The sequence below is a fragment of the Candidatus Pantoea formicae genome (assembly GCF_011752625.1).
Taxonomy (GTDB): domain Bacteria; phylum Pseudomonadota; class Gammaproteobacteria; order Enterobacterales; family Enterobacteriaceae; genus Pantoea; species Pantoea formicae.
In genome coordinates this window covers 18,064-33,678 of the sequence record NZ_VWXD01000005.1, presented here as the reverse complement: position 1 = coordinate 33,678, position 15,615 = coordinate 18,064, and the positions used below count along the sequence as shown (strand labels likewise).

The following is a 15,615-nucleotide window of genomic DNA, read 5'->3' as shown; positions in this document are numbered from 1 at the left end:
TCTTATCCCTCTGTCCTAACGGCAGGTTCGACGTCAAATGAATCAGAACGATTGTTCAGGAAAAATGCTAAAGCCATGGCCAGTTCTTCCTGACCATAACACATGGAATTTTTCCAGGTATTAGAATAACGCTCCTTGACTGTATTAATAGTCTCATTTAGCGAAATGCTTACAGCATGGTTAACTCACTCGTAGGACAATAGAAAAATTATCGGGAAGTATCAGATTTAGTCAGCATAAAAAAAGCCCACAGTCACGCGGGCTTTGTCATCGATAAATCCATCAAATTTCAGGTGCTAGCAGGTCGGGCCTACTCCCACTCAATCGTGGCCGGTGGCTTACCTGAGATATCGTAAACCACGCGAGAAATGCCGTTCACTTCGTTGATGATGCGGTTGGAGACGCGGCCGAGGAAATCGTACGGCAGGTGCGCCCAGTGCGCGGTCATGAAGTCGATGGTCTCTACTGCACGCAGTGACACAACCCAATCATATTTACGACCGTCGCCCATTACGCCAACAGAGCGCACTGGCAGGAACACAGTGAAGGCCTGGCTGACTTTGTTGTACAGGTCAGCTTTATGCAATTCCTCGATGAAGATCGCATCCGCACGACGCAGCAGGTCGCAGTACTCTTTCTTCACTTCGCCGAGGACACGCACGCCCAAACCTGGACCTGGGAACGGATGGCGATACAGCATGGCGTATGGCAGCCCCAGTTCCAGACCGATCTTACGCACTTCGTCTTTGAACAGCTCTTTCAGCGGCTCAACCAAACCCATCTTCATCTCTTTAGGCAGACCGCCCACGTTGTGGTGCGATTTGATCACATGCGCCTTGCCGGTAGCAGATGCAGCAGACTCGATCACGTCTGGATAGATGGTGCCCTGTGCCAGCCATTTCACGTCAGTCAACTTCAGCGCTTCTTCGTCGAACACTTCAACAAATACGCGGCCAATGATCTTACGCTTGGCTTCGGGATCGTTCTCGCCCGCCAGTGCGTCAAGGAAACGATTCTCAGCGGCAACGTGAACGATGTTCAGACCAAAGTGGTCGCCAAACATGTCCATGACCTGCTCAGCTTCGTTCAGACGCAGTAGGCCGTTATCCACGAACACACAGGTCAGACGATCGCCGATGGCACGGTGCAGCAGCATCGCGGTGACGGATGAATCCACGCCACCTGACAGGCCGAGGATCACTTTATCTTCGCCAACCTGCTCACGAATACGCTCAACCGCATCTTCGATGATCTTAGCTGGGGTCCACAGTGCTTCACAGCCACAGATATCACGGATGAAGCGCTCCAGCATGCGCAGGCCCTGACGGGTGTGCGTCACTTCTGGGTGGAACTGCACACCGTAGAATTTCTTCTCTTCGTTAGCCATGATGGCGAACGGACAGGTTTCGGTGCTGGCAACCGTTTCAAAACCTGCTGGGATGGCGGTCACTTTGTCACCGTGGCTCATCCACACGTCCAACAGCGGTTTGCCGGCAGCGCTGATGGCATCTTCGATGTCACGCACCAGCGCGCTCTGGGTCAGCACTTCAACCTGCGCATAACCAAACTCACGCTCGTTGGAGCCTTCAACCTTGCCGCCCAACTGCATCGCCATGGTCTGCATGCCGTAGCACACGCCCAGTACCGGCACGCCAGCGTTGAACACGTATTCTGGTGCACGTGGGCTGTTCTGCTCAGTGGTGCTTTCCGGGCCACCAGAAAGGATGATGCCGTTTGGATTGAAGCTACGAATCTGCTCTTCGGTGACATCCCACGCCCAGAGTTCGCAGTAGACGCCCAGCTCACGCACGCGGCGCGCAACCAGTTGCGTATACTGAGAACCAAAATCGAGGATCAAAATACGATGTTTGTGAATATTTTCAGTCGTCATTGAGGCGTTTCCATTGGGATGGACTTAATAATAAAAGCGCCCGGCGGGTGCCGGGCGTTGAATCTTACGGGATTATGAACCCATGCGGTAGTTTGGTGACTCTTTGGTGATGGTCACATCATGCACGTGGCTTTCGTTGATGCCTGCGCCACTGATACGCACGAACTCCGCTTTAGTACGCAGATCGTCGATGGTTGGGCAACCGGTCAGGCCCATGCAAGAGCGCAGACCGCCCATTTGCTGGTGCACGATCTCTTTCAGACGGCCTTTATAAGCTACGCGACCTTCGATACCTTCTGGTACCAGTTTGTCAGCGGCGTTATCAGTCTGGAAGTAACGGTCAGAAGAACCTTTAGACATCGCGCCCAGTGAACCCATGCCACGGTAAGATTTGAAAGCACGGCCCTGATACAGCTCGATCTCGCCTGGAGATTCTTCAGTACCCGCCAGCATCGAACCCACCATTACTGCAGCAGCGCCCGCAGCGATCGCTTTAGCAATGTCACCTGAGAAGCGGATACCGCCATCAGCCACAACCGGGATACCGGTACCTTCCAGCGCTTCAACCGCATCAGAAACAGCAGTGATCTGTGGAACACCCACGCCAGTAACGATACGAGTGGTACAGATAGAGCCAGGACCGATACCCACTTTAACTGCGCTCACGCCTGCTTTCGCCAGCGCCAGTGCGCCTGCACCGGTTGCCACGTTGCCACCGATGATCTCGAGGTCTGGGTATTTAGCACGGGTTTCACGGATACGCTGCAGTACACCTTCAGAGTGACCGTGTGAGGAGTCGATCAGCAGAACGTCAACGCCCGCAGCGACCAGCGCGTCAACACGCTCTTCGTTACCCGCCCCCGCGCCAACTGCAGCGCCGACGCGCAGACGGCCTTCCGCATCTTTACAGGCGTTAGGTTTACGTTCTGCTTTCTGGAAGTCTTTAACGGTAATCATGCCCAGCAGATGGAAGCTATCGTCCACCACCAGCGCTTTCTCAACACGCTTTTCGTGCATTTTCTGCAGCACGACATCACGCGCTTCACCCTCTTTCACGGTGACCAGACGCTCTTTCGGCGTCATCACTGCGGAAACTGGCTGGCTTAAATCCGTCACGAAACGCACGTCACGACCGGTGATGATGCCGACCAGTTCATTGTCTGCGTTTACAACTGGGTAGCCAGCAAAGCCGTTGCGCTCGGTCAGCTCTTGCACTGCCGCCAGCGTGGTGGTTGGCAGAACAGTTTGCGGATCGGTCACAACACCACTTTCGTGTTTTTTAACTTTGCGAACTTCGTCCGCCTGGCGCTCAATCGACATGTTTTTGTGGATAAAGCCCAGACCACCTTCCTGTGCCAGTGCAATCGCCAGACCCGCTTCGGTCACGGTGTCCATGGCAGCAGACAGCATAGGGATGTTCAGACGGATGTTTTTCGTCAGTTGGGTGCTGAGATCAGCAGTGTTTGGTAGAACAGTGGAGTGAGCAGGAACGAGCAGAACGTCGTCAAAAGTGAGGGCTTCTTTAGTGATTCTTAGCATTGCAATATCTCCACCTGGGGGCGATTAAAACAGATAAAATATTGCCGCGGCATTATACAGGCCGAAATCGATTGCCTCCAGTGTTTTTTAGGAAAAAGTCTTGATCCTTCGGGTGAGCAATGTAGTATCGGTTGATTAACCCTCTGATTTAAAATTTGATCTACATCACATGTCGCTACCGCCAACCGCCAATATTTTTACTGTCAGCCGCCTGAATACCACGGTGCGCCAACTGCTGGAAAATGAGATGGGCCTGGTGTGGCTCAGCGCTGAGATCTCAAATTTTAGCCAGCCCTCTTCCGGTCACTGGTACTTCACCTTAAAGGATGATGGCGCTCAGGTGCGCTGTGCGATGTTCCGCAACAGCAACCGTCGAGTCACCTTCCGTCCACAGCATGGCCAGCAAGTTTTGGTGCGCGCCAGCATTACGCTGTATGAACCGCGTGGTGATTACCAACTGATTATCGAAAGCATGCATCCTGCGGGTGAAGGCCTGCTGCAGCAGCAGTTCGAACAGTTAAAAGCACGTTTGGCGGCAGAGGGGTTATTCGATCAGCAGTTCAAACAGCCGCTGCCCGACCCGGCGCGTCAGGTGGGAGTGATTACCTCGGCAACCGGTGCTGCGCTGCATGATGTGCTGCGCGTATTGCATCGTCGAGATCCCTCGCTGCCCGTGATCATCTATCCCACGCCAGTGCAAGGCGTAGACGCTCCAGCCGCGATTGTGCGCGCCATCGAACTGGCGAACCAGCGTGATGAGTGTGACGTGCTGATTGTCGGCCGTGGCGGCGGCTCGCTAGAGGATTTGTGGAGCTTTAACGACGAGCGCGTGGCGCGAGCTATCTTTGCCAGCCGCCTGCCCATCGTCAGTGCCGTGGGCCATGAAACGGACGTCACCATCGCTGATTTTGTCGCCGACCTGCGTGCCCCTACCCCTTCCGCGGCTGCAGAGCTGGTGAGCCGTAATCAGTTGGAGCTACTGCGCCGTTTGCAGTCACAGCAGCAGCGCATGGAAATGGCGATGGATTTCTATCTGGCAGAACAGCAGCGCCGCTTTACTCGTGTGCATCACCGTTTACAGCAACAACATCCGCAGCTGCGTCTGGCACGCCAGCAAACCACGCTGTTCCAGCTGCAACGCCGCCTCGGTGAAGCGATGGACCAGCGCCTGCGCGTGGCTAATCGCCAGCAGGATCGTATGTTACAGCGCCTCAATAATCAGCAGCCGCAGGGCCGCATTCTGCGCGCACAGCAGCAGATGCAGCAGTGGCAATATCGTTTGCAGCAGGGCATCGAGAAGCAACTCAACCACAATCGCCAACGCTTCGGCACGCTGGCTGCGCAACTGGAAGGCGTAAGCCCGTTGGCGACACTGGCTCGCGGGTTTAGCGTGACCACGGATACCCAAGGCCAGCTGGTGAAGAAAACTCAGCAATTGCATAAAGGCGATTTACTGCGCACCCGTCTGGATGATGGCTGGGTGGAAAGCCAGGTGACCGCACTTGAGCCACAGAAATCGCGCCCCCGAAAAGCACGCTCCTAGCTGAAAAACTATACTTCTGGCATGTTCCCTCACGGCCAGGAGTTACTATGACCTACAGCGTTATTCCTCCGTATATTCTTCGCAACATCATTGATCACTGCTCGGGCGCACCACAGGCGTCTGCTCGCCGCACCCTCACCCATGTTCAGCAACTGATGGCTGAACACAGCCACAAAGCTACCAGCGCGGCCACCGCACAGCCCGGCAGCGTGCTGCGTGCCATCTATGATGCGGAGAACACACAGAATCTACCCGGCACCTTAATCCGCGATGAAGGCCAGCCGGGTAATGGTGATGTAGCGGCCGAAGAGGCCTGGAATTATCTCGGCATCACCTACGATTTCTACTGGCAAATCTTCAAGCGCAATTCATTGGATAACAAAGGCCTAAAGCTCGACGGTACGGTTCATTATGGCAAAGAGTATCAGAACGCCTTCTGGAACGGTCAGCAGATGGTGTTTGGTGACGGCGATGGCGAGATTTTTAACCGCTTTACCATTGCGCTGGATGTGGTCGCGCATGAACTCACCCACGGCGTGACCGAGAACGAGGCCGGGCTGGTTTATTTCCAGCAGTCTGGTGCATTGAATGAATCGATGTCTGATGTGTTCGGCTCGCTGGTGAAACAGTTCCATCTGCAGCAAACGGCCGATCAGGCTGACTGGTTGATTGGTGAGGGCTTGTTAGCATCCGGGATTAAAGGCCGTGGACTGCGCTCCATGTCCGCACCTGGCACGGCCTACGACGATCCGAAACTCGGCAAGGATCCGCAACCGGCGGATATGGATCATTACATCGAAACCCGCGATGACAACGGCGGTGTCCATCTCAATTCTGGCATTCCTAACCGTGCATTTTATCTCGCCGCTAAAGCACTAGGCGGCTTTGCCTGGGAGTTAGCGGGCCACGCCTGGTACGACACTCTCTGCGACAAGACGCTGCCGCAGGATGCCGATTTCAGCATCTTTGCCCGCTTTACTGTCGAACATGGTGGTAAGCGATTTAACCGTTCGGTGGCGGAGGCGATTCAATCCGCCTGGCAGCAGGTAGGCGTAAAATGAACATCCAACTCACTGATGACGCCATCATTGAACTGGCGCGTGAAGGCGGCATCGCCTTTATCCCCAATCTGCGTGGCGAACGCCGCTTTGCCCTGGCCCAACTACCGGAGCCGCAAAAACAGCGAGTGTGTAACGTTCTCGAACAAGCGCTGCCACTGGGCGAACCGGAAGATCAAGCGGCCAATCTTGGACGCGGCGATCAGCGCTATTTTCGCATTCAAATCACCTACGCCACCCATCATGAAGCGGGTTCCATCGTGATTTTGATTCCTGAGACAGTGGCATCGCCAGAATTAGAGGCCTTATGGCGTGACGGCCAGTAACATTCTCAGAGATCTCCCAAAGCAGACTGTAACTTACTGACTATACTCATTAAGTGGCTAGCTAGTCCACGTCGAAGAAAACACCCTTAGATGAGGTCTTTGCTATGACACAAAAGAAGCAACGAGGCGGTGCTGGGAACTTTGCAGAGGACCCAGAGCGTGCCAGGGAAGCCGGCAGTGCTGGCGGCAAAGTCAGTGGGGGCAATTTCAGAAACGATCCTGAAAGAGCCAGGGAAGCTGGAAGAAAAGGAGGTCAAAAAAGCCGTCGCCCCTCCAAGCAGCAGTAAATAAGGTACCTTAAGGAGTGAAGTACGCCACGGATGGTTAATAAAAAAGGCCGACATCATGATGTCGGCCTTTCTTCTTACTGAGGCTTACTTGCTGTCTGGCAGCGCGTAAGCAATCACGTAATCACCACGGTCTGGTGACTGACGTGCACCACCTGCGGAGATCAGGATGTACTGTTTGCCATTTTTCGGCGAAACGTAGCTGATTGGGCCGCCCTGGCTACCGACTGGCAGACGAGCTTTCCATACTTCTTTACCGGTTGAGCTATCGAAAGCGCGCAGATAGTAATCCTGCGTACCGGCGATGAACACCAGGCCACCCTGAGTTGCCAAGGTGCCGCCCAGCGTTGGCATACCGATTGGCATCTGTGCATGCATCTTAATACCAAATGGACCGGTATCCTGCACGGTACCAACTGGCACCTGCCAAACAATCTGACGGGTTTTCATGTCGATGGCTGACAGCGTACCGAACGGTGGTGCCTGGCACGGAATACCCAGTGGAGACATGAAGCGGTTTTTATTAACAGCGTAAGGGGTACCTTTCAGTGGAACTGCGCCCATACCGGTGTTAATCGCTTCACCGCCGTTGCTGGCAGCAGACTTAGTGGTGTCCTGAGGAATCATCTGTACCCACAGGCCCAGACGCATGTCGTTAACAAACATGTACTGGTTGTTCGGGTCGAACGAGATGCTGCCCCAGTTCATACCACCCAGTGAACCTGGGAAGCTGAGTGACTTGTCAGTATCCGGTACGGTGAACAGGCCATCGTAACGCATGCCTTTGAAGGCAATACGGCACACCAACTGGTCAAACGGCGTAGCACCCCACATGTCAGACTCGGTCAGTTTCTGGTTGCCGATGTTAGGCATTTCCACTGAATGCGGCTGCGTTTTGGTGTACTGCTCGTTCGGGATGTGGCCCTGTGGCATTGGCTGCTCTTCGACTTTGGTCAAAGGCTTGCCGGTCAGGCGATCCAGCACCCAAATCATGCCGGTTTTCGCACCGATAACCACAGCAGGCTTGGTGGTGCCATCCTTCATTGGGAAGTCAACCAGGCTCGGCTGCATTGGCAGGTCGAAGTCCCACAGATCGTTATGTACGGTCTGATAAACCCACTTCTGCTTACCGGTGGTCGCATCCAGTGCAAGGATTGATGCACCGTAAGTGTGATCCAGTTTGGTACGGTCCGCACCATACAGGTCAACAGACGAGCTACCCATTGGCAAGAACACGGTGTTCATGGCCGGATCGTAAGACATTGGTGCCCATGAGTTCGGGGTACTACGGGTGTAGTTTTTACCCGGCATCAGGATAGCATTTGGATCATCATTACCCGGGTCAAACGCCCAGCGCATCTGCCCAGTGATCACGTCGAAACCACGCAGTACACCGCCAGGCATATCGGTCTGCACGTTATCCGCGACGCGACCGCCCACCACAACCGTGGTGCCCGCCAACTGTGGCGCAGAGGTCAGCTGATATTGCGGGTCTGGCGCAGCGCCAAGGCCTTTTTTCAGGTCAACTACACCGTGGTCGCCGAAGTTTTCACAGAACTCACCGTTGTCAGCGTTGATCGCAATCAGACGCGCATCGATGGTGTTCATCAGAATACGACGCTGACAGGTATCACCTGCCGCCAGAGCTGGCGCAGGAACCGGCGTTGAGCCAGGCTGCGTTGGCTGCTGAACTGGCTTGGTCGCATCGAAGTACGCCAGACCACGGCAACGATTCCACACTTCAGCCTGTGCGTTGATTTCACGCTTCCAGATCTGCTTACCGGTGTCTGCGGCAACCGCAATCACGTTGTTGTGCGGGGTGCAGAGGAACAGGGTGTTGCCCACCTGCAGTGGCGTTTCCTGATCTTCCGCTCCGTTACCGGTTGGGCTGATTGGGGTATCGCCAGTGTGGAAGGTCCATGCAACCTGCAGGTCTTTCACGTTGTCACGGGTGATCTGGTCGATCGCCGCGAAACGGTCACCTTCAGGCGTGCGGCCGTAGCTGCTCCAGTCCTGCTGTGGTTTAGACTTGTCCACCGGAATCAGCGGCAGCTGTTTGCCTTCGAAAGCGACGGTTGGGTGCGGCTGGAACATTTGCACGAAAGTCGCCACCATACCCACTGCAATAACCGCTGACAGCACATAGGAGACTTTAGCCAGTGAGCTTTTGCCTTCACGCTTACGCAGAGCAGGCCAGGTCAGGAATGCCAGCAGCATCAGGCCCGCTGGTACCATCAGACGTGAAACCAGCTGCCAGAAATGGAAGCCCGCATCGAACAGTGCCCAGATTAGGGTGCCAACGAAGACCAGGATAAACAGAGGTACAGCAGATGATTTGCGGCGGAAGAACTGAATCGCCGACAGTAACATCACAATACCGGAAATGAGGAAGTACCAGCTGCCGCCCAGAGCGACCAACTTGCCACCGCCGATCGCAAAGAACAGACCGACAGCCAGCAGGACCAGCCCGAACAATACAGACCAGATACTCAACCCTTTGCAGGGGCGAGCGGAATTTTCTGCCATAACAAAAACTCTCCTGAAAAAATAACGCGCTGGTGCCGGTAAGCCATTGGCAGCCGGTGACAATGCTCCTGCCAACGATGGGGGACAGGAACCAATCCGTTACGCTTTATTTTATATCTATTGGTACGGGTGCAATGCCCGTGATACGGCGCTTGTGAGCGAGGACACATCGCAGATGAGAGTGATTCTCGCTACAAGGCGGCAGAATTGTACCACCTGGTACATGCGAAAGTGAATATCAATAACGAGAGAGTTACTGGGCAATAGCATTTTTGCTACAAATTGGTACTTAAATCGCTAATAAATAAGATGTTATAAAAAAGTGTATTTTTTGATGTATATGATGTTCAAAGCAGGGGGAAAGAAAAAGTTTCGGCAATAAAAAAGGGCCCATCAGGGCCCTCATTGCTTAACGCTTATTTTTCTTCAAGTGCGACATCAGACGCTGACGTTTACGCTGCTGCGTTGGGGTAAGCAGGTTGCGCTTACCCGCATACGGGTTATCGCCTTCTTTGAACTGAATACGAATCGGCGTGCCCATCACGTTCAGCGATCGACGGAAGTAGTTCATCAGATAGCGTTTGTAAGAATCGGGCAGATCCTTCACCTGGTTACCGTGAATCACCACAATCGGTGGGTTGTAACCACCGGCATGGGCATACTTCAGCTTCACACGACGACCACGCACCAGTGGCGGTTGGTGATCATCGGAGGCCATGGTCATGATGCGGGTCAGCATGGCGGTGCCCACACGCTTGGTGGAACAGTCATAGGCTTCGGTGACCGATTCAAACAGGTTGCCGACGCCGCTGCCGTGCAGTGCAGAGATGAAGTGCACGCGTGCAAAATCAATAAAGCCCAGGCGGAAGTCCAACATCTCTTTGACTTCATCTCTGGCTTCTTGCGTCATGCCATCCCATTTGTTGACCACAATCACCAATGAGCGACCGCTGTTCAGGATAAAACCAAGCAGCGACAGGTCCTGATCGGAGATGCCTTCACGCGCATCAATCACCAGCATCACCACGTTGGCATCTTCGATAGCCTGCAGCGTTTTGATGACGGAGAATTTCTCAACGGTTTCGGTGATTTTTCCGCGCTTACGCACACCCGCAGTGTCGATCAGAACGTATTCACGTTCGTCACGCTCCATCGGGATGTAGATGCTGTCGCGCGTGGTACCTGGCATGTCGAACACCACAACACGGTCTTCGCCAAGAATACGGTTAGTTAGCGTGGACTTACCCACGTTAGGACGGCCAACGATCGCCAGCTTAATCGGCAAGGTGGTCGGATCGAAGTTTTCTTCTTCCTCTTCCGCCAGCGCCTTCTCGTCCTCTTCTTCTTCTAACGCGGCCCAGTAAGCGGCGTTTTCTTCTTCTTCCGTCAGCTCAACTTCTGGAACCGCTTCCTCCATCCAAGGCAGCAGTGCAGCTTCAAGCAGGTTATTCACACCGCGACCGTGGGAAGCCGCGATCGGGTGTATTTCGCCTAAGCCCAGCGCATAGAAATCCAACACTGCTGCGTCAGGATCCAGACCGTCAGTTTTGTTCGCGACCAGGAAGGTGGCTTTTTCGCGCGAACGCAGGTGATTAGCAATCTGCTGATCGGCGGGCATCACACCGGCGCGCGCATCCACCAAGAACAGCACCACATCCGCTTCTTCAATCGCTAACAGCGACTGTTCTGCCATGCGGTTTTCGACGCCTTCTTCGGTGCCATCGATACCACCGGTATCAATAACAATAAATTCGCGCCCTTCCACTTCGGCGCGACCATATTTGCGATCGCGAGTCAGTCCAGGAAAATCCGCTACCAGCGCATCACGAGTGCGCGTTAAGCGGTTAAATAGCGTAGATTTTCCCACATTGGGACGCCCAACCAGCGCGACCACAGGTACCATAACACTTGCCTCAGTTTTGAAAATAAATCGCCCGAATGGCGTGATTATAACGACATTTGCCAGAAGGCGTCAGGCTGAAGGCGCAAAGAATACCATGCCTGACAAAAAACGAAACGGCCCCTGACGAATCAGGAGCCGCATAAGCGAGCAAGAAACAGGTTCTTGCAGGGCCAGATTTTAACGCGTGATGGCGTAAACTTCGCCGCCCTTCGCTTGAATCAACAGCTTGTCACCTGCGACCACAGGGTCAGTCTGGAAGCCATCGCTGTCCAGTTTCTGCTGTGCCACAAAGCGCCCATCAAGGGTATTAATCCAGTGCAGGTAGCCTTCGCTATCACCCACCACCAGATAACCATTGAACAGCACAGGTGAGGTCAGATTACGGTGCAACAGATCGCTCTGGCGCCAGATGGCCACGCCACCGTCGGCATTCAGTGCAATCACACGGTCATCTTGATCGACCAGATAGATACGACCCGCATCAACCACCATATCTTTTACGCCGCCGATTTCGCGTTTCCACAAAATCTGGCCTGAGCGCAGTTCCAGCGCAGTCAGGTTGCCGTTGTAAGCCAGCGCGTAAACTACGCCGTTCACCACAACAGGAGTGGTATCGACATCGCTCAAGCGATCAATTTCAGTCGCACCGCTCGGCTGCGAAATACGCTGCTGCCAAATCAACTGCCCCTGATTCAGGATCACCGCGCTGACACGACCGTTGTCGCCGCCAACAATTGCTCCACCGAATGCTACGGTCGGTGCAGATTCACCGCGCAATGACAGCGCAGGCATATCCAGGTTGACGCTCCACTTAATGGCACCGGTGCTCTGATCCAGTCCCTGCAACATGCCGTTGCTGGTGTGAATCAGTACCAGACCATCGCTGACGACTGGGCGAGACAGGGCTTCACCGGCAACCTTGGTCTGCCAGGCGATGCTGCCATCACTGTTGTTCAGTGCAAATACCTGACCGCGTTCGCTGCCGATGTAGATACGATCGCTGGTCGCGGTAATACCGCCAGAGAGCAGTGCAGAAATGTTCTTCGAGAAGAAACCGGTTTTCTCAGAGAGGTTAACTTTCCATTTCTCTTTACCGTTGCTGGCATCCAGTGCTTTCACTACACCAAAACGATCAGCCGCATAGACAGTGCCGTCCTGCCAGGCCGGATGCAGATTGGAATAGAAATCGCCAACGCCGTCACCCACAGAGGTGCTCCAGGCGGTTTGTGGCGTGAACTGGTTTTCCACTTTCGGCAGCGGGGCCATTTTCACTACATCTTCTTCGCCGCTGAACAGCGAGCAACCGCTGAGCAGAGTGACTGAAATCAGCCCTGGCAGCAGGTATTTACGTAATTCCATGTGCGCTCTCTTGACTGGCTTAACTTAAGTTATTCATCTTCATCTGCAGCATCTGCTTCAGCGCAGGAGAGGCCTGCGATTCAGCCCCTTTGCTCCAGGCATCACGTGCGCCCTGCTTGTCGCCTTTGCTCAGCAGTGCTTCGCCACGAATGTCCGCAATGATGGCTGTCCAGCCATCACCCTTAACATTGTTAAGAGTAGAAAGTGCGGCATCGGCCTGGTTTTGCTGCAATTGAATGCGTGCCAGACGCAGGTTAATTACCGCCTGCAGGTTGGCATCTTTGGTATCTTTCAGCCCGCTCTGTAACAGCGTAATGGCTTTGTCTAACTGATTGGCTTCAACGTACTGTTTCGCCAAATCCAGCGAGGCCAGTGCGCCGTAAGTATTGTTGTTTTCACTGACAAAGTTAGCTACTGCTTCCAGCGTCTGCGGCTTATCTGCCTGCATCGCGGTGGTCAGTTGCTGATACTGCGCCGATGCCGCTTTATCCGCACCGTCCTGATGGCTGGTCCAGAAACGCCAGCCACCCAGCGCCGCAATACCGATGATCACGCCTACCGCGAGCGCTTTGCCGTTATTGGCAAAGAACTGACGCAGTGCGTCAACCTGTTCGTTTTCGTTGCTGTAAACTTCCACGCAATCCTTCTCCTTTAAATGGCTGTTGCAGTGCTGCGTTTACTGCAGCAGCGCGCGCAACGTCGCAGCGGCTTCGTTTTGAGCGATGGTCTGTTGATCGCCGGTTTGCAGATTTTTCACAACAACCTGGCCCGCTTTCACTTCGTCTTCGCCCAGCACCAGCGCAATGCGTGCGCCCCACTTGTCTGCACGGCCAAACTGCTTCTTGAAGTTACCGCCACCAAAGTTCGTCATCAGCTTCAGCGTTGGGTCAGCATCACGCAGGTTTTCCGCCAGTTGCATCGCGGCGGACTGAACGCCCTGCCCCGAAGCGATAACATAGACATCAACAATACGCGTCGGTTCAAATTCAGGATTAACGGCTTGAACCAGCAACACCAAACGTTCTAGTCCCATGGCAAAACCAACGGCTGGCGTGGCTCGGCCACCGAGCTGCTCAACCAAACCATCGTAACGCCCACCGGCACAAACGGTACCCTGCGAGCCCAGGCTGTTGGTCACCCATTCAAACACGGTGCGGTTGTAATAATCGAGACCGCGCACCAGACGCTGATTGACAGTGAAAGCGATACCGGCGTCGTTCAGCAGGCTGCACAGCCCGTCGAAGTGCGCGCGCGAGTCCTCATCGAGATACTCATTCAGCGTTGGGGCATCGTTCAGTAACAGCTGGATATCGGGATTCTTGCTATCGAGCACACGCAGCGGATTGCTGTACATGCGACGTTTGCAATCTTCATCCAGCTTATCTTTGTGCTGCTCAAGGAAGGCCACCAGCGCATCGCGGTAATTGGCACGCGCTTCCAGTGAACCGATAGAGTTGAGTTCCAGACTCACGTGGTCGGCAATACCTAAAGCTTTCCACCAGCGCGCCGTCATCATGATCAGTTCTGCATCGATATCCGGCCCCTGTAGGCCAAACACTTCTGCACCAATCTGATGGAACTGGCGATAACGGCCTTTCTGCGGACGCTCATAGCGGAACATCGGACCGATGTACCACAGACGCTGTTCCTGATTGTACAGCAGACCATGCTCGATACCGGCACGCACGCAGCCCGCAGTGCCTTCCGGGCGCAAGGTCAGACTTTCACCGTTGCGGTCGTCAAAGGTGTACATCTCTTTTTCAACCACATCGGTGACTTCACCGATGGCGCGTTTAAACAGCGGTGTCTGCTCTACAATCGGCAAGCGGATTTCACTAAAGCCGTAACTGGCCAGCACCTGCTTAAGGGTGCCCTCAATACGCTGCCAGATCGCGGTATCCGCCGGCAGGTAGTCATTCATCCCACGGATCGCTTGAATATTCTTCGCCACGTTAGAATCTCTTAATACAAAAAAACCTGTCCGGCATCATACCTTATGAGGATGAAACCGCACAGGTTCAATCACAAACTGGCGCGCGGCGGACGCGCACCATCCCTTATTTTTCGAGTTGCTGCACGTTAATACGGCGGCTCTCATCCAGCATGCTAGCTTTAGCGCGAATACGTGCTTCAAGCTGGTCAATCATGTTGTCATTGTCGAGACGGTCACGTTGACGCACACCATCCTCATAGAAACCACTTTTACGACTGCCACCGGTGACGCCCATGGTAGACACTGTGGCTTCGCCTGGGCCATTCACCACACAACCGATAATCGAGATATCCATTGGGGTGATGATGTCTTCAAGGCGCTCTTCTAACGCATTCACTGTACCGATCACATCAAATTCCTGACGCGAACAGGTTGGGCAGGCAATAAAGTTAATCCCACGTGAGCGAATGCGTAGCGATTTCAGGATGTCATAACCGACTTTCACTTCTTCAACCGGATCCGCCGCCAGCGAGATACGCAACGTATCGCCAATCCCTTCTGCCAGCAGCAAGCCCAGACCGATCGCTGATTTTACTGAACCAGCACGCGCGCCACCCGCTTCGGTAATACCGAGATGCAGTGGCTGATCGATGGCTTTGGCCAGCAAACGGTAGGATTCGACAGCAAGGAAAACGTCAGAAGCTTTCACACTCACTTTGAACTGGTCAAAGTTGAGGCGATCAAGGTGATCAACATGGCGCATAGCGGATTCGAGCAGCGCCTGCGGCGTTGGCTCACCGTATTTTTCCTGCAGATCTTTTTCCAGTGAACCGGCGTTAACGCCGATACGGATAGGAATGTTGTAGTGACGAGCACAATCCACAACCTGGCGGATACGCTCATTGTTGCCGATATTGCCGGGGTTGATGCGCAAACAGTCAACGCCATACTCGGCAACTTTCAGCGCGATGCGATAGTCAAAATGAATGTCCGCCACCAGCGGCACATTGACCTGTTGCTTAATCAGTTTGAACGCTTCAGCCGCATCCATAGTCGGAACGGAAACACGCACGATATCCACCCCGACACGCTCAAGCTGGCGGATCTGGTTGACCGTGGCTTCCACATCCGTGGTACGGGTGTTGGTCATTGACTGAACGGCAATGGGCGCACCATCACCAACCGGCACCTTGCCGACGTAAATCCGTGTTGATTTGCGACGGATAATGGGTGCTTCGTTATGCATATTC

The 15,615-nt window shown here is 54.1% G+C and carries 12 protein-coding genes; 4 read left to right on the top strand and 8 right to left on the bottom strand.

What is annotated here, in order from left to right; translation table 11 throughout:
• Nucleotides 1-310: 310 nt before the first annotated feature.
• Both guaA and guaB read right to left on the bottom strand, forming a co-directional pair.
• Nucleotides 311-1,891, bottom strand: coding sequence for a glutamine-hydrolyzing GMP synthase (gene guaA, locus F3J38_RS15885; protein ID WP_167139999.1), 1,581 nt, complete (start codon nucleotides 1,889-1,891; stop codon nucleotides 311-313).
• Nucleotides 1,892-1,963: 72 nt separating this feature from the next.
• A complete protein-coding gene (gene guaB, locus F3J38_RS15880) occupies nucleotides 1,964-3,430 on the bottom strand; it encodes an IMP dehydrogenase (protein ID WP_167139997.1) in 1,467 nt (488 codons plus the stop codon).
• A 169-nt stretch (nucleotides 3,431-3,599) separates the two neighbouring features.
• Between guaB and xseA the strand changes: the two genes are divergently transcribed.
• The 4 genes from xseA (at nucleotide 3,600) to F3J38_RS15860 (ending at nucleotide 6,644) form a co-directional block, all read left to right on the top strand.
• Complete coding sequence (gene xseA, locus F3J38_RS15875; protein ID WP_167139995.1) at nucleotides 3,600-4,973, top strand: exodeoxyribonuclease VII large subunit; 1,374 nt, start codon at nucleotides 3,600-3,602, stop codon at nucleotides 4,971-4,973.
• Between the two features lie 47 nt (nucleotides 4,974-5,020).
• A complete protein-coding gene (locus F3J38_RS15870; RefSeq protein WP_167139993.1) occupies nucleotides 5,021-6,034 on the top strand; it encodes a M4 family metallopeptidase in 1,014 nt (337 codons plus the stop codon).
• A complete protein-coding gene (locus F3J38_RS15865) occupies nucleotides 6,031-6,357 on the top strand; it encodes a protealysin inhibitor emfourin (RefSeq protein ID WP_167139991.1) in 327 nt (108 codons plus the stop codon). Before F3J38_RS15870 ends, F3J38_RS15865 begins: the two co-directional genes overlap by 4 nt.
• Nucleotides 6,358-6,461: 104 nt before the next feature.
• Nucleotides 6,462-6,644, top strand: coding sequence for a con-10 family general stress protein (locus F3J38_RS15860; RefSeq protein ID WP_045814915.1), 183 nt, complete (start codon nucleotides 6,462-6,464; stop codon nucleotides 6,642-6,644).
• A gap of 87 nt (nucleotides 6,645-6,731) precedes the next feature.
• Here F3J38_RS15860 and F3J38_RS15855 read toward each other — a convergent pair whose 3' ends face one another.
• From F3J38_RS15855 to ispG, 6 genes are all read right to left on the bottom strand, one after another.
• Nucleotides 6,732-9,170, bottom strand: a complete 2,439-nt coding sequence (locus tag F3J38_RS15855) for a glucose/quinate/shikimate family membrane-bound PQQ-dependent dehydrogenase (RefSeq protein ID WP_167139989.1) — start codon at nucleotides 9,168-9,170, stop codon at nucleotides 6,732-6,734.
• A 409-nt stretch (nucleotides 9,171-9,579) separates the two neighbouring features.
• Nucleotides 9,580-11,073 carry a ribosome biogenesis GTPase Der gene (gene der, locus F3J38_RS15850; protein WP_167139986.1) on the bottom strand — a complete coding sequence of 498 codons (1,494 nt, stop codon included), beginning with the start codon at nucleotides 11,071-11,073 and terminating at the stop codon, nucleotides 9,580-9,582.
• 177 nt (nucleotides 11,074-11,250) lie between these two features.
• Nucleotides 11,251-12,432 carry an outer membrane protein assembly factor BamB gene (gene bamB, locus F3J38_RS15845; RefSeq protein ID WP_167139984.1) on the bottom strand — a complete coding sequence of 394 codons (1,182 nt, stop codon included), beginning with the start codon at nucleotides 12,430-12,432 and terminating at the stop codon, nucleotides 11,251-11,253.
• Nucleotides 12,433-12,451: 19 nt separating this feature from the next.
• Nucleotides 12,452-13,069 carry a YfgM family protein gene (locus F3J38_RS15840; protein WP_167139982.1) on the bottom strand — a complete coding sequence of 206 codons (618 nt, stop codon included), beginning with the start codon at nucleotides 13,067-13,069 and terminating at the stop codon, nucleotides 12,452-12,454.
• A 39-nt stretch (nucleotides 13,070-13,108) separates the two neighbouring features.
• Nucleotides 13,109-14,383 carry a histidine--tRNA ligase gene (gene hisS / locus F3J38_RS15835; protein WP_167139980.1) on the bottom strand — a complete coding sequence of 425 codons (1,275 nt, stop codon included), beginning with the start codon at nucleotides 14,381-14,383 and terminating at the stop codon, nucleotides 13,109-13,111.
• A 106-nt stretch (nucleotides 14,384-14,489) separates the two neighbouring features.
• On the bottom strand, nucleotides 14,490-15,611 hold the full coding sequence (gene ispG / locus F3J38_RS15830; RefSeq protein WP_039329846.1) for a flavodoxin-dependent (E)-4-hydroxy-3-methylbut-2-enyl-diphosphate synthase: 1,122 nt from the start codon (nucleotides 15,609-15,611) through the stop codon (nucleotides 14,490-14,492).
• Nucleotides 15,612-15,615: the final 4 nt, after the last annotated feature.